Genomic DNA, 18,080 nt, shown 5'->3' on the forward strand with positions numbered 1-18,080 from the left:
TCCGGAAATGGAGCACTCCCCTCCGGTGTTGCATCCCGTCGGAGGGCACCCGTGCGCCCTGCGAAGGCATGCCCGGAGCGAGGAGGAACGCCACGTGAGCCAGTACATCGGCAGGCTCGGCAGGCGCTCCGCGTCGTCGCCGGCCCGCCTGCGGCTGCACCGCAGGCCCCGCCGCGTCGCCATGCTCTCCGTGCACACCTCGCCGCTCCACCAGCCCGGCACCGGCGACGCGGGCGGCATGAACGTCTACATCGTGGAACTGGCCCAGCGTCTGGCCGCGCACGGCGTGGAGGTCGAGATCTTCACGCGCGCCACCGCCGCCGCGCTCCCGCCCACCGTCGAGCTGGCCCCCGGTGTCCTCGTCCGGCACATCGACGCCGGCCCCTACGAGGGCCTCAACAAGGAGGACCTCCCCGCCCAGCTGTGCGCCTTCACCCACGGCGTGATGCAGGCCTGGGCCCATCACCGCCCCGGCCACTACGACCTGGTCCACTCCCACTACTGGCTCTCCGGCCACGTCGGCTGGCTCGCCGCCCAGCGCTGGGGCGTCCCCCTGGTGCACGCCATGCACACCATGGCCAAGGTCAAGAACGCCAACCTGGCCGACGGCGACACCCCCGAACCGGCCGCCCGCGTCATCGGCGAGACCCAGATCGTCGCCGCCGCCGACCGCCTCATCGCCAACACCACCGAAGAGGCCGACGAACTGGTGCGGCACTACACGGCCGAGCCCGACAAGGTCGCCGTGGTCCACCCCGGCGTGAATCTCAGCCGCTTCTCGCCCGCCGACGGCCGCGCCGCCGCCCGGGCCCGCCTCGGCCTGCCCCAGGACGCCCTGATCCCGCTCTTCGCTGGCCGCATCCAGCCCCTGAAGGCCCCGGACGTACTGCTGCGCTCCGTCGCCGTCCTGCTCGACCAGCGCCCCGAACTGCGCTCGCGCATCCTCGTACCCATCGTCGGCGGCCCCTCCGGCAGCGGCCTCGCCAAGCCCGAGGGCCTGCAGAAGCTGGCCGCGCGCCTGGGCATCGCGGACGTCGTCCGGTTCCGCCCGCCGGTCGGCCAGGAGCAGCTGGCGGACTGGTTCCGCGCCGCCTCCGTCCTGGTCATGCCCTCCTACAGCGAGTCCTTCGGCCTGGTCGCGATAGAGGCGCAGGCGGCCGGCACCCCGGTCCTCGCGGCCTCGGTCGGCGGCCTGCCGGTCGCCGTGCGCGACGGGCACACCGGTTTCCTCGTCCGCGGTCACGACCCGGCCGACTACGCGCGCGTGCTGCGCGACTTCGCCGACGACCCCCAACTCGCCTCCCGGCTGGGCGACCAGGCCGCCCGCCACGCCCAGTCCTTCGGCTGGGACACGGCCGCCGCCGCCACGGCGGACGTCTACACGGCCGCGATGCAGGCCCATCGGCGTCGCGTACGCTCGCTGCATGGGTGAAACCGATCAGGAACAGCGTGCGGCACAGGTCATCGAGGGAGTGCTCAAGGACGCCGACCTGGAGTGGGAGAGCCCCGAGCGCGGCACCTACGTCGCCCAGCTCCCGGGCACCCGCAAGCTCAAGACGACGATCTCCCTGATCGTCGGCCGCCACTCCCTGTCGCTCAACGCCTTCGTCATCCGCCACCCCGACGAGAACGAACAGGGCGTCCACCGCTGGCTCCTGGAGCGCAACCTCAAGCTCTACGGCGTGAGTTACGCCGTCGACCAGCACGGCGACGTCTACGTCACCGGCCGCCTCTCCCTGTCCGCCGTCACCGCCGACGAGCTGGACCGTCTGCTCGGCCAGGTCCTGGAGGCCTCCGACGGTGCCTTCAACACCCTGCTGGAGCTGGGCTTCGCCTCGGCGATCCGCAAGGAGTACGCATGGCGGGTCTCGCGGGGGGAGTCGACCCGCAACCTGGACGCGTTCGCCCACCTCACCCAGCGCCCGGAGCGCTGACCCGCCGTGTAGCGCCCCGGCGGCACCCCCACGAGCCTGCGGAAGTGCCGGGTGAGATGTGACTGGTCGTAGAAGCCGGCCGCCACCGCCACCTCGCCCGGCGGTTGCCCCTCCAGGAGCAGCCGCCGGGCCCGCCCCACGCGCAGGGACGTCAGGTACTGGTGCGGGGCGATGCCGTAGGCGGTACTGAACGCCCGTACGAGATGGGCGGGATGGGCGCCGAGCAGCCCGGCGGCCTCGCGCAGGACGACGCCCTCGACGACCCGCTCGTCCAGCATCTCGCGCAGCCGCCGCGCGAGCACGGGATCGGCCGGCCGAGCGGCGCCGGGCCCGCCCCGCAGATGCCCGCGCAACCGCTCCCCGACGAACAACAGCCTGCTCTCCGCCTCCAGTTCCTCGCCGGGCCGCCCCAGCGCGCCGTGCAACTGACCCACCCGCCGGCGCAGCAGCGGATCGCGCAGATCGGGCCGGTCCACGGCCGCCCCGATGAACTCGTCGCCCAGGTACGTCCCGTCGAGGTACAGCACCCGCTTGCGGAAGCCCTCGGCGCCGACGGGAGAGCCGTTGTGCGGCACGTGCGGCGGCAGCAGCGTCACGGTGTCCTGCGGGGTGCCGTGCTCGTGCCGGTCGAGGTCGTAGCGCACGGCCCCGGTGTCGACGATCAGCAGTGTCCAGGCGTCGTGGACGTGCATCGGATACGCGTACGCGGTGAACCGCGCGTGGAAGACCTCGACGATCCCCTCGACGGCCGGCCGCCAGGCGGAGACGATCCGGGAGGACTCGGAGGCGGGCTCGGCGGTGCACTCGGGTGCGGGCTCGGAGGCGGACTCGGGTGTGGGCTCGGAGGTGGACTCGGGGGCGGGCTCGGAGGCCATGCAAAGAACGTACAAGACCCCGGCCGCGGCCGGCGGGCACGCTCGGGCCATGAACACCGAACCGATCCGCTTCGACACGAAGATCGCCGTCCTGCTGCGCGCGGACCTGGAGCCCTGGCAGCGCCTCAACGTGACATCGTTCCTGGTCAGCGGCCTCGGAACGCAGGTCCCGGAGGTGATCGGCGAACCGTACGAGGACGCGGACGGCGTGCCCTACCTCCCCATGTTCCGCCAGCCGGTCATGGTCTTCGAGGCCACCAAGGAGACCCTGACCACCGCCCACACCCGCGCCCTGTCCCGGGCCCTGCCCCGCGCGGTGTTCACCTCCGACCTCTTCGCCACGGGCAACGACCGCGACAACCGCGCCGCCGTGCGGGCCGTACCGACCGCGGACCTCGACCTCGTGGGGCTCGCCGTGTACGGCCCGAGGAACGCGGTGGACAAGGTGGTGAAGGGGGCGCGCATGCACCCCTGAGCCGGAGGGAGTCCGCGGGCGACCAAAGTCGAGGGCGTGTAGACCAACGGCTGACGACAGGGTGTACGGCCGCTCAGGAGACTGGCCGTATGGAGGAAGCCAGGAACGTTCCCATGCGGAAGAGCCCTCGTGCGCAGACGGGCGGGGCGACGGAACTCGCCGAATCGGCCTGGGCCATCGTGCTCTTCTGCGTCGCCTGCGGTGCGGCGGCGGGCGCCGTGCTCCCGCTCCTCGCCCGCCTGCTGCTCGCCCTGCCGTGGGCGCCCCTCGAAGGCCCGGCCGAACTGCTGACCTCGGTTCCCGAACCCGCCCTCACCCTCGGCACGGTCGCTCTGGGCGTGCTCAGCGGACTGCTGCTCGGCTTCTGGGGGGTGCACGAGTCGCTGTCCGTCCGCGTCAGTGCCACCCACGTGACGCTGGCCGTCAGGGACGGCTCCCAGGAGTTCCCCCGCGCGGAGGTCTCCGCGTGTTTCCGGGACGGCAAGCAGCTCGTCCTGGTCGGCCCCGGCGGTCTGGAGCTGGCGCGGGAGCAGTGCGGCCTGAACTGGCGGCGCCTCGCGGACGCCCTCACCGCACACGGCTACCCGTGGACGGAGCGGGACCCGCACCACGCCGAGTTCCGCCGCTGGGTCCCCGGCACCCCCGGTCTGCCACCGGGCGCGGACGCCCTGCTGGTGGCCCGCGCCAAGACCCGTGAGGACGAGCACGGCGCCGAGGCCCGGGAGCTGCGCGGGGAGCTGCTGCGGCTGGGGGTGGTCGTGCGGGACGAGGGCAAGCGGCAGTACGTCCGGGTCGTGCGGGGTGCTTGAGGTAGGTGCCGCTGCCCAGGGTCCCGGGCACGCGTCAGGGCGTCAGGGCGTACAGGCCGCGGCGATCGACACGCTGTTCTCGTACAGGTGGTGCCGGGTGATCCGCCCGTCCTCGACGGTGAGCCGCAGCGCGAAGGGCCCCGAGAAGGGCTTGCCGGTCGCCCGGACGGTCCCGGAGACGTGCCCTATGAGCACGGCGTCCGCCCCGTCGACGAGGAAGGTGTCGACGGACGCGCGGGCGTCCTCGGGGACGGTGTACCGGGCCAGCTCGTCGACCTGTGCCGCACACTCGGCGGCGGTGGAACGCGGCCGGATCCAGGGCACGACGGGGTTCTCGGCGAGTATCCAGTCGACGGTGTCGGCGAAGAGGGCCGTGAGCCCCTCGGTGTCACCGGCGAGCCGGAGTTCGAGGAACTTCCGGACGGTGGAGCGGGTGGCCTCGGCGGTGTCGGCGGTGTCGGCGGCGGTGTCGGCGGTTGCCATGGACTCAGCTTGCCGGGGCCGGCGGGGGATGTCGATTACCTCGGAGGTAGCCCGGGGTGGGGTGGGCCCTGGGACGACCAGCTCCTAGAATCGAACGTATGAACGATCCAGAGTCGCGGCTCGCGCTGCTCCGCTTCCTGGAGCGCGTGCAGGTGCGCGACCTGGCACGTACCCGCAGATGGATCGCGGACGAGGAACGCCGCCAGGCCGAACACCGGCGCGGCCTCGAGGCCCGCCCGCCCGCGCCGGACTGGCTGATCGAACGCGGACTGTCCGGACGGGAGGCCGTGTACGTCCACGTCGGCGGCTGCTGGACCGCGGGCCGACGCAGCAAGGGCGTCGACCGCGACCACGCCCGGCGAGCCCTCGCCGAAGGGGTCAAACCCTGCCCGCAGTGCAGGCCGGACACGGAGCTGGGCTTCGTGGACGGGTAGTGCGGCGCGGCCGGTTTGGAGGACGACGGGTAGCACGGCCCGCTTCCGGCGGTAGGGGGCGCCGGGACGCCGAAAACGACACGCTGACCCACCCGCCGGACGGGCCTGTTGGGCCGACCCGCCTGACCGAAACGACACGCCGGACCACCCGCCGGACGGACCCGCTGGACCACACGCCGGCCCGACCCGCCGGACCGACCCGCTGGGCCGCGCCGGGTCGGGGCGGTCAGGTCAGGTCAGGTCGGTCAGGTCGGATCGGGTCGGTCACGTCGGGTCGGTCAGGTCGGGTCGAGCCGATGCGGCTGCGCTCGCGCTCGATGCCGCTGCGCTTGCCGCCGATACGACGGAGACGCCGCCTCACCCGGCGCCGACCTCCGGCTGGGGCCGCACCCCCGCCGACGGCTCGACCACCTTCTCCTCGCCGGGCACGCGCCGCATCAGCAGGGCGTACCCCGCCCCGGCCACCGTCCCCACCACCGCGCACATCCCCCACAGCCACTCCGCCCCGAACCGGTCGATGACGAACCCGGACAGCAGCGGGGCGACGAGGCCGGCCACCGACCAGGACATCGTGTACATGCCCTGGTAGCGCCCGCGCCCGTGCACCGGGGACAGCCGTACGACCAGACTGGTCTGCGTCGGCGCGTTGACGATCTCCGCCAGCGTCCACACGCACACCGTGAGCGCGATGAGCCCCAGGGACCCCGCGAAGGCGGTGAGGGCGAAGCCGTATCCGGCGAGGACGGACGAGACGACGAGCAGCCGACGGGCATCGCGGTGCTCGATCAAGCGGGTGACGGGGATCTGGAGCACGACGATCAGCACACCGTTGACGGCGATGGCCATGCCGTACTCGGCCGGGGTGAAGCCGGCCTCGCCCATGGCCACCGGCAGCCCCACCGACCCCTGCTGGAAGATCAGGGCGACGAGGAAGGACAGCCCGACGACGCTCATGAACCGTCCGTCGCGCAGCACGGTGCGCAGGCTCACGGAGTCGTCCAGGCCGCCCGTCGGCACCACCTGCTCGGCCGGCTTGGACTCCGGAAGCCGCAGGAAGACGAGGATCGCGCAGGCCATCGTCATCCCGGCCTCGATCAGGAAGCCGGCGCGGTAGCTGACCTCGGCGATGAAACCGGCGGCCATGGAGGAGACGGCGAAGCCGAGGTTGATGGCCCAGTAGTTGAGGGAGAAGGCGCGGATGCGGTCCTCGGGCCGGACGATGTCGGCCATCATCGCCTGCACGGCGGGCCGCGAGGCGTTGGAGGCCATGCCGACGAGGAAGGCGACGCCGGCGATCGCGACCGGGTCGTGCACGAAGCCCAGCAGCGCGACGCACACGGCGGTCGAGGCCTGAGCGATCAGCAGGGTCGGCCGTCGGCCCAGCCGGTCGGTCATCACACCGCCGCCCAGCGAGGAGACCACGCCGCCGAGCCCGTGCAGGGCGGCGACCAGACCGGCGTACGAGGCGGAGTAGCCGCGGTCGAGGGTCAGGTACAGCGCCATGAAGGTGGCGACGAAGGCGCCGAGCCGGTTGACGAGGGTGCTGGTCCACAGCCACCAGAACTCGCGGGGGAGACCGGAGACCGTCTCCCGGACGGCACGTCGGGCACGCAGGGCGTACGGCATGGATCCCCCGGGGCAGCAAGGCGTGAGCGGTGTGGGTGAGGAGCGCGTGTGTAAGCAGTGCTGAAGGCATGAGCACATTACGAGCCGTCGGTTGACGGGGGCCACTCAATTAACAGATCCCGTCAAACGTCCGCCTGCCGGGCAGCCACGCGAACGGGCGAAAGCGTGGATTACGCTCTGGGGCATGGCCGACGCACCGTACAAGCTGATCCTCCTCCGCCACGGCGAGAGCGAGTGGAACGCGAAGAACCTGTTCACCGGCTGGGTGGACGTGAACCTCAACGAGAAGGGCGAGAAGGAGGCAGTCCGCGGTGGCGAGCTCCTGAAGGACGCCGATCTTCTCCCCGACGTGGTCCACACGTCCCTCCAGAAGCGCGCGATCCGCACGGCCCAGCTGGCCCTGGAGGCCGCGGACCGTCACTGGATCCCGGTTCACCGCAGCTGGCGCCTCAACGAGCGCCACTACGGTGCCCTCCAGGGCAAGGACAAGGCCCAGACGCTCGCCGAGTTCGGCGAGGAGCAGTTCATGCTGTGGCGCCGGTCCTACGACACCCCGCCCCCGCCGCTCGACATCGACGCCGAGTACTCCCAGTTCCACGACCCGCGCTACGCGACCCTCCCGCCGGAGCTGCGTCCGCGCACGGAGTGCCTGAAGGACGTCGTCGTCCGCATGCTCCCGTACTGGTTCGACGCGATCGTCCCGGACCTGCTGACCGGCCGCACGGTCCTGGTCGCGGCCCACGGCAACTCGCTCCGCGCCCTGGTCAAGCACCTCGACGGCATCTCCGACGCGGACATCGCGGGCCTCAACATCCCCACGGGCATCCCGCTCTCCTATGAGCTCGACGCCGACTTCAAGCCCCTGAACCCGGGCGGCACCTACCTCGACCCCGAGGCAGCGGCAGCGGCGATCGAGGCGGTCAAGAACCAGGGCAAGAAGAAGTAACCGCCCACGAGTAAGCCCCCTGCCTGCGGGTTCTCCGCCGGGAGGGGGCTTTTCGCTGCCTCTGGGCTGCCTCCGGGCCGTCAGGGCGATGAGGCCGTGCGCTCTCCGGGCTCCGGCTCCTGTCTCACGAGCGGGTAGATCCCTTTCCCGGCAGATGTGCCTGCGACAGATAGGCCGCGGCCCGCCGCAGGGACCTCGTTCTCCTGCTCCAGCAGCTTGATCCGCCGACGCGCTTCCCGAAGCTCGGCGCTCTCCTGGCTGGTCGTTCCGGGCTTGGTCCCGTCGTCGATGTCCGCGCGACGCATCCACTTCCACAACGTCATCGGATGGACTCCGAAGTCGGTGGCCACCTGCTCGACCGTCACACCCGGCCCGCTATTCCTCGCAATCCGCACGACGTCCTGGCGGAACCCCACAGGGCAAGCCAGTGCAGATGTAACCCGATCGTGCGGCGCACCCGACAGTGCCCGAAGGGCACACCCTGACCGCTATGGTGACTGACCATGTCACCGATAGCCCGCACCTTGCAGATCGCCCTGATGCTGTCCGGCTTTGCCCTACTCGCCTATGCCGCCCTGTGGGACATGGACGACGCCACAGGGTGGCAGTGCCGGGCCACGAAAATAGGACAGGAACCGGTACAGATCTGCGACACCGAGGACGGCCTGCACACTCCGATCCTCCTCGGTATGGCCGGGATCGCTCTAGAGATCGCGGGCGTTTCCGTCGTGGTGGGAGCCCGCAAGGGACGCGCGGTCGAGGCGTCGCCGTCAGCCGTCCCGGCCTCGTTCGCGCCAACGCCCCTTGGTGCGGCGCCTTTCGGGTCAGGGCAAACACCCCCTGCCCCCGCTGCTCCACCCAACCCGTGGCCTTCCCAGGTGCCTCCACGGACTGGGCCCGGACAGCACTGACGGAAGCCGCTACGCCGGAAGCCTGCTCGGCGACCGGCGGCGGGCGCCACTCCGAAGCCGCACCGCCGGGAACCGGGGCCAGGACCGGTGTGTGAGCGCCTCATCCGACGATCGCTGCGTAGACCGACCGTCACCCATGCGCTCCGCTGCCGTGCGGCGCGTCTGTGGCACAGCCAGCCTGGCGACCGCGCGCTTAGTTCCCAAGCTGAGGGCTTATCGGCCATCATCACGGGCTGCCGTTGCGGCGTGTCCTAGCGCTCCGCGTCCCAGCGCGCTTGCAGGGACGCGCCGCCGGCAAGGCTGTCGTCGAGGAACCCGGACAACTCTTGAAGGGCGTCCAAGGCGCGCTGGAGGTCGGGGCGACGCTCACCGTTGGCGATGGCGAGGTGGAACCAGATGAGGGGGTCTGCCCACACCCTCCGATCCGGTTGCGAAAGGAGGTCGCAAAATTCTCTGTAGCTCCTGAGTCGTCCTTCAGGTTCAAGAAAGACATCAACACCGATGCTTGACTGCGTCGCGTAGTAGACGTCACAGGCGGCGAAAGCTACGTGGACCTTCAATATCAGGGCGGCAAGTCTCGTGTCATCCTTTCCCGGCAAGCGCAGAAACGGTATGTCGTGACGCGTGCGAGTCATCTGGGCGAACAGGCAGGAAGTAATCCAAATGCTTGAAACCAGCGCGACACCCGTCCCGGCAAACCAAGCGGGGCTCTTTCCGTCCACTTCCTGCGGTTCGTTGAGCACCTGAGCCGGTCGGTAGAAGCCCTGCCGGTCGACAGCGGTGGCATAGAGCGAGAGCCGGTGATGAGCTTCAGCGGTGTGCCACCTGAGGGGGTTGAGATACGAGAGGTTCTGAGTCTCGCGTTGAGTGCGTTTGCTGTCTCGCCGTTGCTGATGGCCGGTCAGCCACACGAGCCCCATGGAGATGGCACCGGAGGTTAACGCCGAGACCAGCGTCACCGAAAGGGTGTCCACGCAACTGTCTCCTTCATCCGCGCCCATACAGCGGCGCCGGAACAGGCTTGTCTGCAAAGGGACCGCTGGACGCCGCCCCGTCGAGGTCGTGGCCTGCTGACGGAGCTGGCCATCCTGCCGCCGACGGGCGCCGCCTTGAGTCCGCACCACAAGCGCACCAGAACGAGCGGGGAACAGCGGGGAACCACGGTGAAAGCGAACCAGCCCGCACAGACCGCAGTCCAGCCGTGCGCCAAGGTCAGACCTCCACCCAGCCCCAACTTCACAACTTCCCAAGCTGATGGCTCCGTATGTGGAACGCAGCAGCTCTCGCGAGCAGTTGCCCCACGGTCGCCCACTCCCCGCGCAGGCTCTGCCAGACTCGCTTCATGGGGCGTTGCGCTGGGGGCCACAGGGCAGGCGGAGAGGCTGGTTCTGGTGGCTGAGGTGGCTCCTCAGGGGTTGGTTCGAGGCACTGCGTAACGCGGTAAGGCGACGCCCATAGCGGTGTTGGCTGGGCCGTCCCGACGCCGCTCGGCAGTGGCCAATGACGACCAACGACGACGACCAGGCGCACGAGTCCACCGCCCCTGACCAGCAAGTCACGAACAAGCCCCCCGCCTGCGGTTTCCTGGCAGATAGGGGGTTTGTCGGCATCTTGTGGGCCGTCCGTTTCGGAGGTCCGCTTCCCGGTTGCCGAAGCCCCGGTCGGTTACCTCAGGTAACTTCAGGTAACTCCCTTTTCCAAAAGGGTCGCCTCCGCCACCATGTGGGCACCCCAAACTGGCTGGTAGGTCAGCACAGGGGACGGGCGGCGGGCGAGGAGGGGCGAGGATGGCTCAGGGTGGCGACATTGCCGGGGACGCGGACCGCGGTCCGTACGGCGAAGTGCCGGACGCGCGGCTGACCGTACTGCTGCGCGGCGACAGCGTCACCGCCTACGCGGCCCTGCGGGAGCTCCACCGACGGCACCGCCCGGCGGCCCTCGCCTACGCCCGGCTGTGCACCGCGAGCGAGTCGGCGGCCCGGCGGCTGGTGGCCGAGACCTTCACGGCGGCGGCCCGCGAGACGGCACACGGTGTGGAACCCCGCGTCCCGCTCCGCCACCACCTCCTGCTGCTGACCGCCCGGCTGGCCGCCTCCTGGGCCCGCGACGACCGCTCCGCGGGCCTGGACCCCGGACTGCTGCTGGTCCTGAACACCACCGGCACCCCGGGGGGCCCGCTGCCGCCCCTGCTGGCCGCGTTCCACGCCCTGCCCTCCCGCACCCAGGGCCTGCTCTGGTACGCCGTCGTGGACGAGGAACCCGAGGGCCGCACGGCCGTCTTCCTCGACCTCGCCCCCCAGGACGTGGTGTACGGCACGACGCAGGCCCTCCAGGCGATGTCCCAGGCCTGTCTCAGGTCGCGCCTGGCCGCCTCCGACGACCCGCGCTGCGCGGACTTCCGCCGCCTGATCGAGGAGTCGACGCGGGCGGACGCCCCCCGCCACAGTGCCGACCTGCACACGCACATGGCGCAATGCCCGCATTGCACGGCCGCACACGAGGAGCTGACGAGCCTGCGGGACACCCCGCGCGCGGCCCTGGCGGAGGGCCTGCTGCCCTGGTCCGGTTCGGCGTACACGACCCGGCAAGGCGCCGAGCCCCGGGTCGTCGCCGACGGCAGGGGAGCGCGGCGCCCTCCGTCCCGCCGTTTACTGCTGGCCTCCGCGGCCTTCGGCGTGGCTCTGGTCCCCCTGGCGATCCTCATGCTGCCCTCGGGCGGCTCCGCGGGCCACCGCTCGGCGGGCGCCGGCGGCACGCCCACGACCGCGCCGCCGGTCACGGTCACGGCGACGGTGTCCGCGACACCGTCGCCGTCCCGGACCTCCAGGTCCCCGTCGTCTCATACGCGGAGCCCGAGACCGACGACACGGCCCCCGAGCCCGAGCCACAGCCCCCGCCCGTCCCCGACCCCCACGGCCCACGCCCCGAACGGCACGTACGCCCAGGTCGTGAACGCCGCCTCGGGCCGGTGCCTGGAGGTGTCCGGCGACTTCGACAACGGCACCGACGTCGTCACCGCTCCCTGCACCGCCGCCCCCACCCAGCGCTGGCGCGTCGACACCGGTCGCGGTGTCGTGCAGTCGTCCGCGGACCCCGACTACTGCCTGGACAGCCGCGGTTCCGTCGACCGGGGTGTAGGCATCTGGGACTGCGACTCGCTTGACGGCGACCACGGCGACAACCTGCGCTTCACGGTCGACGCCGACGGGGTCATCCGCCCGGCGATCGCCATCGAGTCGGCGGTCACCCCGGACGAGGGCGGCGGGCTGTCGCTGGAGCCGCTGACCGGGGGCACGGCTCAGCAGTGGCGGGCGGGGGCGAAATGACCCGCCCCGCCGGCACTGACAACGGCCAGGTGAAGTGCCGCCGGCTCAAGTCGCGGCCGGCACCGAGTTGTTCCGGGGCGAAGAGATCACCGGTTCGACATCTCCTTCCAGGGCCCCGTCAGCATCTCCTTCCAGGGCCCCGTCAGCCGTCGTGCGAAACTCCCTCCCTGGTCATAGGGAGGGGCAGGGGCGTGGAGAAGTCCGAGGCGAAGCAGTTGCTGGAACGGGCTCGCGAGATGTGGGACGCCGAGGAGTGGCTGCGTTCCGCCGAACTGTACGAGCAGGTCCTGGCTCACTATCCGGACGAGGGCCCCAGTGCGGCGTGGTGGTACGACGCAGCACTGGCGTACAAGTTCTTGCGTAACTGGGCCAAGGCCTACGAACTCGGCCGTGAGGCTGCCGCCCGCTCGCCGCGCGGTGAGCAGGACCCGGCGTTCTGGAACCTGGGGGTTGCTTCCACCATCCAGCGTGACTGGGCGACCGCCCGTGACGCCTGGGAGGGCTTCGGGATCCCGATGCCAGAGGGTGAGGGGGAGATCAACGGCGCCTTCGGTCCGGCGTGCGTGCGTCTGGACACGGGTGGCGAGCGCGAGGTGGTCTGGATCCAGCGGCTCTGCCCGACGCGAGGGCGCGTGATGAACGTTCCTGCCACGAAAGGCCGTCGCTTCGGCGAGATCGTCGTGCACGACGGGGAGCCGACCGGCGAGCGGACGTACAACGGCCGGAGCGTCGCCGTCTTCGACGAACTGCTGCTCTTCGAGGCTTCTTCGCTGCCGACTCTGCGTGTGACCGTAAACGCGGCGGACGCGTCCGACGTCGAAGCTCTGGTGGCTTCATTCTTCTCGCATGACTTCGGTGCCGAGCCGGCAAGCAGCTTCCACCTGCTGTGCGCCTGCTGCAGTGAGGGTCGGGTCGACTGGGACGATGCCGGCGCCCCGACCCACGGCGGCTCACAGACCGTCTGGCTGGCCGCTCCTGAGGCCGAGGCCCGGCAGCTCCTCGATACGTGGGCGGCGGGCGGCGCACGCAGCTGGAACGGATGGGAGCTGTTTGGTTGAGCCCCCGGCGGCTCACGAGTAGAAGCCGACCCAGTACTCCTCATGACCGCAGGTGAATTCGCCTGGACGCTCCGCCCTGAGGAGTTCGTACCTGGCGACGAAGGCGTCCAGGGCCTCATGCAGTGAGCAGTCCAGATGCTCGCGGAGGGTCCTGATGCCCTGGAGGATCTGCTGGGTGAGGATCTGCTCGTCGGCAATGTCGACTGCGGCGCCATCGGTCATGGCCTCGATCGAATCCGAGTGGCCGCTCACCGGTCAACAGGGTTTGCTGCGACGGGCGCCCGGGACGACATCGTTCTCGCGACCCTCGCGACCCTCGCGACCCTCGCGCCCCCGCTACCGCACGTTGTGCGAGAACCAGGCGTGGGAGCAGCTGCCGCACTTGTTGTCGTCGCCGAGAGTCCATCCTTCGCACACCACGCAGACCAGGCAGTTCAGGATGTCCCCTCCGCCGACCAGACCCACCTTCTCGAGGCGGGACATGGCCCTCCTGCGCACCTCGTTCAGCTGAGGTTCCAGCTCCGCGAAGTCCGCCGCGTTCTCTTTGAGGGCTTGCTCCTGCGCGTCGTTCACATACGTATTGAGGCTCACCGTCTTCTCTCCTTTCACAGTAGAGAAGCTGTGTCTCTCCTCTTTCCATTATCGCCCCGCCCGGGCAAGGGGGCATCCGAATGGCATCCGAATGCGGTCTCCCCCGCCCACGGCTCAAGGGCGTTCGCCGAACTGCAGAAGGCCGCCCACGGAGAAGCACGCGGCGCCGAGGAGGGTGCCCCAGTTGGCGATGTCCGCGTTGGCCGGGTCGGCGGTGGCCGGACGGGTGTAGGCGGCGAGCGCGGAGACCATGAAGAGGACGGAGCCGAGCTGGTTGACGGCGACGATCGACCAGCCGAGATCGTGCCGACGCAGACACGGGCCCCGGCCGTGGCAGATCTCGACGAAGGCGAGGTGGCCGGAGATCAGGAACAACAGGCAGCCGATCACGTCCGGCACCCAGATCAGCCGGTTGATCTGCTGGACGCTCAACCCCTGGAGGAAGGAGTCGAGCAGGTTGACGCCGAACACCAGCGTTCCGGCGAACAGGACGAACGTGCTCAGCCAGTCCACCCGCGTCGGCTCGTAGCTCCACCAGCGCCAGCCGCTCGTGACCAGACGCCCGGCGCCCCCGGGGACGTGCCGGGGCGCGTTGACGACCTGGAGCAGCGAGACGTAGCCGCCGGTGTTGAAGAACAGGCCGCCGGCTAAGTAGATCGAGGCGCAGGTGGTGGCGTCGCCGGAGCCGAACTGGGCGACCCCCGCGCCGAGCGCGAAGAGGGCGCCGCCGATGACGAAGGCGGTCGCGGCGATGGCGTTGAGTCTGCGCAGCCGGCCGAGCGCGAGGTCGTCGGCCCTGGTGTGGCGGCCTGTCGGGGCGCCGTCCGGCCGGACCGCGATGATGCCGCGCCGCCGGGCGAGCCGTGACTCCCATACGGCGGTGCCGCCTTCGGGGACGTGCCAGGTGAGCCGGGTGGTGAACGGTCCCGCGCCCTCCGCGCGCTGCTCGGCGGACGTCACGCGGGCGGGGAGAGGGGCCGGACGACGACGGGCGTGAGGGCGGCGATACGACCCGGTCCGGTGTTCCGTCCGGAGTCGCTCCGTGCGTCGCTCATGGCATGTCCCGGGTCACTGGGCGCAGGGGGCACGCGTGTCGGGGCCCCTCGAACAGGCATCGACTCTGCCAGAGCGGATCGCGCATGACGGTCATTTCGTGAGCGTTTTGTCCGCCCACCGTATGGTTTGTCCTCCCGCCCCACGGTCTTGCGCGAGCACACCGGCGAAGCAGCGACAGCGGAGCGACACCAGTGGATGCGGAGCGACACCAGTGGATGCGGAGCGACACCAGTGGATACGGACGCCGCCGGAAAAAACTTCGGCGGGGATGTCGAGAACCCGCGTCCGGCTCCGTCCCCGGGGTGACAGCGGCCAAGATGGCCGCACCGGCACCGAGGAGAATCATCATGGCGAAGTACCTGCTGCTGAAGCACTACCGAGGCGCCCCGTCGGCCGTCAACGACGTGCCGATGGACCAGTGGACGCCCGAGGAGATCTCGGCCCACATGCAGTACATGCACGACTTCGCGGCGCGGCTGGAGAAGACCGGCGAGTTCGTCGACGGGCAGGCGCTCGCCCCCGAGGGGGCCTGGGTCCGCTACGACGGTGAAGGGCGTCCGCCGGTCACGGACGGGCCGTTCGCCGAGACCAAGGACCTCATCGCCGGCTGGATGATCATCGACGTGGACGGCTACGACCGTGCCGTCGAGCTGGCCGGGGAACTGTCGGCCGCCCCCGGCGCGGGCGGCAAGCCGATCCACGAGTGGCTGGAGGTACGCCCCTTCCTGACCGCCGCGCCCACCATCACGGAGTGACCCCACCGATGGACGAGGCCCTCATCAGAAGCCTCACCCCGAGTGTGCTCACGATCCTCGTCCGCCGCGGAGCCGACTTCGCGGCGGCCGAGGACGCCGTGCAGGACGCGCTGGCCGAGGCGCTCCGCGTCTGGCCGTCCGAACGGCCGCGGGACGCGAAGGGCTGGCTGGTCACCGTGGCCTGGCGCAAGTTCCTCGACCAGGCCCGCGCGGACCGTGCCCGCCGCAGGCGGGAGGACCTCGTCGAGGAGGAGCCGGCGCCCGGGCCCGCGTCCGACGTGGACGACACGCTCCAGCTGTACTTCCTGTGCGCCCACCCCTCACTGACCCCGTCGTCGGCGGTCGCGCTCACGCTGCGCGCCGTCGGCGGGCTCACCACCCGGCAGATCGCCCAGGCCTACCTGGTGCCGGAGGCGACGATGGCGCAGCGCATCAGCCGTGCCAAGCGCACCGTCTCCGGCGTGCGGTTCGACCAGCCCGGCGACGTGGCGACCGTGCTGCGCGTCCTCTACCTGGTCTTCAACGAGGGCTACTCGGGCGACGTCGACCTCGCGGCCGAGGCCATCCGGCTCACCCGGCAGCTCGCGGCCGCGATCGACCACCCCGAGGTGTCGGGGCTGCTCGCGCTGATGCTGCTCCACCACGCCCGGCGCGCCGGCCGTATCGCGCCCGACGGCAGTCTGGTGCCGCTCGCCGAGCAGGACCGCGGCCGGTGGGACACCCGGCTGATCGCCGAGGGCGTCGGCATCCTCCAGGCGGCCCTCGCCCGTGACCGGCTGGGCGAGTTCCAGGCCCAGGCCGCCATCGCCGCGCTGCACGCCGACGCGCCCACCGCCGAGGAGACGGACTGGGTGCAGATCGTGGAGTGGTACGACGAACTCGCCGGTCTCACCGACAGCCCGGTGGTCCGGCTCAACCGCGCGGTGGCCGTGGGCGAGGCGGACGGACCGCGCGCCGGACTCGCGGCGCTCGCGGAGGTGGACGACACGCTGCCCCGCCGTGACGCGGTGGCGGCCTACCTCCACGAACGCGACGGCGACCCGGAGACGGCGGCCCGCCTGTACGCCGAGGCGGCCCGCAAGGCTCCCCACCTCGCCGAACGCGACTATCTGACCCGCCAGGCGGCCCGCCTCAACACCGACCGACGCCGCTGACGGACCGCCGCCCCGGGCGCCGCCGACGGACCGCTACACACGGGCGCCGCCGACGGACCGCCGCCCCCGGGCGCCGCCGACAGACCACTGCCCCCGGGCGCCGCCGACGGACCGCTACACACGGGCGCCGCCGACGGACCGCCGCCCCCGGGCGCTGCCGACAGATCAGACCGCCGCACACGACGGGGGCACCGGCCTGCTACCGGGGACCCACCAGTTCAACCGGTCAACCCCCCGTCACCGCACCGTCAACGGCACGGGATGCACCTCGTCCGCCTTGTGCCCGGCGCGCTCGTGAATGCGCTGGACCGCTTCGGCCGAGGGGGCCTCGGAGAGGCAGTAGACGTGGCCGGACTCCGGGTCCGCCCAGGCCATCTCGAAGTGGACCTGCTCGTCCTTCTCGATCGCGAGGTCCGCGTTGTGGGCTTCACGCAACTGCTCCTCCGTGATGCCCTCCATCCCGCGGTGGACGTCCATGAACTTGGGCATGCCGCGCGCCTCCTTCCCGGCACGGTGCTCGCCCGCGCCGCCTTGCCTACCTCTCATGCTCCGCCCGTACGGCCACCCGGGCGACCGCACGCCGAGGGGCCCCGGCGACACGGCCGGGGCCCCTCGGTTCGTACGGACTGCGAAGCGCCGGCGTCAGCCGCACTGGCAGGGGCTGCCCGACTGGCACCCGCAGCCACAGCCCGAGCCGCAGCCGCACGCGGCGATCAGGGGCAGGCTCCTGATCTCGGCGGGCTGCTCGGTCTCTCGCTGCCGGGCGGGGTCGGGCGTGGTGCTGGGGGATTCGGCCATGGGGTCCCTCCTCGAGGCTGGTGCCTGCGCCCATTGGATGCCCGTCCGGCTGGGCGCATCAACGGCGCATTGAGGCGCCCACGCGCCCCGACCGCCCGGGCCGGGCCCGTCAGGCGCTCTCCGCCCCCGACACCGCCTGGATCTCCGGCTGCACGTCCGCCTGGAGCTCGTCGGCGTGCTCACCCGTCACCAGGTACACCACGCGCTTGGCGACCGAGACCGCGTGGTCGGCGAACCGCTCGTAGTAGCGGCCGAGCAGCGTGACGTCCACGGCCGTCTCGATGCCGTGCTTCCAGCGGTCGTCCATCAGGTGCTGGAAGAGGGTGCGGTGCAGCAGGTCCATCTCGTCGTCGTCCTGCTCCAGCTGGAGCGCCAGATCGACGTCCTTGGTGATGATCACCTCCGCGGCCTTCGCCATCAGGCGCTGCGCGAGCTGGCCCATCTCCAGGATCGTGGCGTGCAGGTCGCTCGGGACGGCGCGGTCCGGGTAGCGCAGGCGCGCGAGCTTCGCCACGTGCTGGGCGAGGTCGCCCGAGCGCTCCAGGTCGGCCGACATGCGCAGCGACGTCACGACGATGCGCAGGTCCGTCGCCACCGGCTGCTGCCGCGCCAGCAGGGCTATGGCCCGGGCCTCCAGCTCGTGCTGGAGCTCGTCGACCCGCTGGTCGGCCTCGATGACGTTCTCGGCGAGCTTCAGGTCGGAGTCGAGCATGGCGGTCGTGGCGCGCCCGATCGCCGACCCGACCAGCCGGGCCATCTCCACCAGACCGTCGCCGATCGAGTCCAGTTCCTCGTGGTACGCGTCCCGCATCAGGCTTCCCTCTCGTGCGTTTCAGTCGGGGGTCCAAG

Annotated in this window: 20 protein-coding genes and 1 pseudogene; 10 read left to right on the top strand and 11 right to left on the bottom strand. The window is 71.2% G+C overall.

Annotated features, from left to right (window positions below; genetic code table 11):
- The first annotated feature begins 94 nt into the window (after window positions 1–94).
- Both mshA and ACFV20_RS17515 read left to right on the top strand, forming a co-directional pair.
- The gene (gene mshA, locus ACFV20_RS17510) at window positions 95–1,432 is read left to right on the top strand and encodes a D-inositol-3-phosphate glycosyltransferase (RefSeq protein ID WP_385657487.1); all 1,338 of its coding nucleotides are present in this window, start codon (window positions 95–97) and stop codon (window positions 1,430–1,432) included.
- Window positions 1,425–1,934 (top strand): YbjN domain-containing protein, encoded by a 510-nt coding sequence (locus tag ACFV20_RS17515; protein WP_385657490.1) that lies wholly within the window; start codon window positions 1,425–1,427, stop codon window positions 1,932–1,934. The genes mshA and ACFV20_RS17515 overlap by 8 nt, the downstream gene beginning before the upstream one ends.
- Here the strand turns inward: ACFV20_RS17515 and ACFV20_RS17520 are convergent.
- A pseudogene (locus ACFV20_RS17520) lies at window positions 1,928–2,809 on the bottom strand (AraC family transcriptional regulator); the annotation flags it as partial. The gene ACFV20_RS17515 and the pseudogene ACFV20_RS17520 sit on opposite strands and share 7 nt — an antisense overlap.
- 49 nt (window positions 2,810–2,858) lie before the next feature.
- Between ACFV20_RS17520 and ACFV20_RS17525 the strand changes: the two are divergent.
- Together ACFV20_RS17525 and ACFV20_RS17530 are read left to right on the top strand one after the other, a co-directional pair.
- Window positions 2,859–3,284: a DUF2000 family protein gene (locus ACFV20_RS17525; RefSeq protein ID WP_385657492.1), complete on the top strand. Its 426-nt coding sequence runs from the start codon at window positions 2,859–2,861 to the stop codon at window positions 3,282–3,284.
- Window positions 3,285–3,397: 113 nt separating this feature from the next.
- The gene (locus ACFV20_RS17530) at window positions 3,398–4,093 is read left to right on the top strand and encodes a hypothetical protein (RefSeq protein WP_385657494.1); all 696 of its coding nucleotides are present in this window, start codon (window positions 3,398–3,400) and stop codon (window positions 4,091–4,093) included.
- A gap of 42 nt (window positions 4,094–4,135) precedes the next feature.
- Here the strand turns inward: ACFV20_RS17530 and ACFV20_RS17535 are convergent, their stop codons facing one another.
- The gene (locus tag ACFV20_RS17535; protein ID WP_385657497.1) at window positions 4,136–4,576 is read right to left on the bottom strand and encodes a nuclear transport factor 2 family protein; all 441 of its coding nucleotides are present in this window, start codon (window positions 4,574–4,576) and stop codon (window positions 4,136–4,138) included.
- Between the two features lie 98 nt (window positions 4,577–4,674).
- Here ACFV20_RS17535 and ACFV20_RS17540 point away from each other — a divergent pair, with 98 nt between their 5' ends.
- Window positions 4,675–5,010: a DUF6233 domain-containing protein gene (locus ACFV20_RS17540; protein ID WP_385657500.1), complete on the top strand. Its 336-nt coding sequence runs from the start codon at window positions 4,675–4,677 to the stop codon at window positions 5,008–5,010.
- Window positions 5,011–5,367: 357 nt separating this feature from the next.
- Here the strand turns inward: ACFV20_RS17540 and ACFV20_RS17545 are convergent, their stop codons facing one another.
- Entirely contained in the window at window positions 5,368–6,636 is a 1,269-nt protein-coding gene (locus ACFV20_RS17545; RefSeq protein ID WP_385657503.1) for an MDR family MFS transporter, read from the bottom strand.
- 184 nt (window positions 6,637–6,820) lie between these two features.
- On the opposite strand from ACFV20_RS17545, the gene ACFV20_RS17550 reads away from it, so the two are divergent.
- Window positions 6,821–7,582, top strand: coding sequence for a phosphoglyceromutase (locus ACFV20_RS17550; RefSeq protein ID WP_385657506.1), 762 nt, complete (start codon window positions 6,821–6,823; stop codon window positions 7,580–7,582).
- A gap of 80 nt (window positions 7,583–7,662) precedes the next feature.
- Here ACFV20_RS17550 and ACFV20_RS17555 read toward each other — a convergent pair whose 3' ends face one another.
- Together ACFV20_RS17555 and ACFV20_RS17560 are read right to left on the bottom strand one after the other, a co-directional pair.
- The gene (locus tag ACFV20_RS17555) at window positions 7,663–7,998 is read right to left on the bottom strand and encodes a transposase (protein WP_385657509.1); all 336 of its coding nucleotides are present in this window, start codon (window positions 7,996–7,998) and stop codon (window positions 7,663–7,665) included.
- A gap of 746 nt (window positions 7,999–8,744) precedes the next feature.
- Window positions 8,745–9,467, bottom strand: coding sequence for a hypothetical protein (locus ACFV20_RS17560; RefSeq protein ID WP_385657512.1), 723 nt, complete (start codon window positions 9,465–9,467; stop codon window positions 8,745–8,747).
- An 813-nt stretch (window positions 9,468–10,280) separates the two neighbouring features.
- On the opposite strand from ACFV20_RS17560, the gene ACFV20_RS17565 reads away from it, so the two are divergent.
- Window positions 10,281–11,819, top strand: a complete 1,539-nt coding sequence (locus ACFV20_RS17565; protein ID WP_385657515.1) for a ricin-type beta-trefoil lectin domain protein — start codon at window positions 10,281–10,283, stop codon at window positions 11,817–11,819.
- Window positions 11,820–12,010: 191 nt separating this feature from the next.
- Window positions 12,011–12,877 (top strand): tetratricopeptide repeat protein, encoded by an 867-nt coding sequence (locus ACFV20_RS17570; RefSeq protein ID WP_385657518.1) that lies wholly within the window; start codon window positions 12,011–12,013, stop codon window positions 12,875–12,877.
- Between the two features lie 12 nt (window positions 12,878–12,889).
- Here the strand turns inward: ACFV20_RS17570 and ACFV20_RS17575 are convergent, their stop codons facing one another.
- The 3 genes from ACFV20_RS17575 to ACFV20_RS17585 all read right to left on the bottom strand — a co-directional run bounded on the left by ACFV20_RS17575 (window position 12,890) and on the right by ACFV20_RS17585 (window position 14,428).
- Window positions 12,890–13,099 (bottom strand): hypothetical protein, encoded by a 210-nt coding sequence (locus ACFV20_RS17575; protein WP_385657520.1) that lies wholly within the window; start codon window positions 13,097–13,099, stop codon window positions 12,890–12,892.
- Between the two features lie 114 nt (window positions 13,100–13,213).
- Entirely contained in the window at window positions 13,214–13,468 is a 255-nt protein-coding gene (locus tag ACFV20_RS17580; RefSeq protein ID WP_385657522.1) for a hypothetical protein, read from the bottom strand.
- Window positions 13,469–13,582: 114 nt separating this feature from the next.
- Window positions 13,583–14,428 (bottom strand): hypothetical protein, encoded by an 846-nt coding sequence (locus tag ACFV20_RS17585; protein WP_385657525.1) that lies wholly within the window; start codon window positions 14,426–14,428, stop codon window positions 13,583–13,585.
- Between the two features lie 443 nt (window positions 14,429–14,871).
- Here ACFV20_RS17585 and ACFV20_RS17590 point away from each other — a divergent pair, with 443 nt between their 5' ends.
- Together ACFV20_RS17590 and ACFV20_RS17595 are read left to right on the top strand one after the other, a co-directional pair.
- Window positions 14,872–15,279, top strand: a complete 408-nt coding sequence (locus ACFV20_RS17590; protein ID WP_385657528.1) for a YciI family protein — start codon at window positions 14,872–14,874, stop codon at window positions 15,277–15,279.
- A gap of 8 nt (window positions 15,280–15,287) precedes the next feature.
- Window positions 15,288–16,433 (top strand): RNA polymerase sigma factor, encoded by a 1,146-nt coding sequence (locus ACFV20_RS17595; protein WP_385657683.1) that lies wholly within the window; start codon window positions 15,288–15,290, stop codon window positions 16,431–16,433.
- A 237-nt stretch (window positions 16,434–16,670) separates the two neighbouring features.
- Here the strand turns inward: ACFV20_RS17595 and ACFV20_RS17600 are convergent, their stop codons facing one another.
- The 3 genes from ACFV20_RS17600 to phoU all read right to left on the bottom strand — a co-directional run bounded on the left by ACFV20_RS17600 (window position 16,671) and on the right by phoU (window position 18,042).
- Complete coding sequence (locus tag ACFV20_RS17600) at window positions 16,671–16,922, bottom strand: SCO4226 family nickel-binding protein (RefSeq protein WP_053670838.1); 252 nt, start codon at window positions 16,920–16,922, stop codon at window positions 16,671–16,673.
- Window positions 16,923–17,075: 153 nt separating this feature from the next.
- Window positions 17,076–17,231: a hypothetical protein gene (locus ACFV20_RS17605; protein ID WP_167345925.1), complete on the bottom strand. Its 156-nt coding sequence runs from the start codon at window positions 17,229–17,231 to the stop codon at window positions 17,076–17,078.
- Window positions 17,232–17,340: 109 nt separating this feature from the next.
- Window positions 17,341–18,042: a phosphate signaling complex protein PhoU gene (gene phoU / locus ACFV20_RS17610; protein WP_385657531.1), complete on the bottom strand. Its 702-nt coding sequence runs from the start codon at window positions 18,040–18,042 to the stop codon at window positions 17,341–17,343.
- Window positions 18,043–18,080: the final 38 nt, after the last annotated feature.

The organism is Streptomyces sp. NPDC059696 (genome assembly GCF_042733745.1).
In the GTDB taxonomy this organism is placed as follows: Bacteria; Actinomycetota; Actinomycetes; order Streptomycetales; family Streptomycetaceae; genus Streptomyces.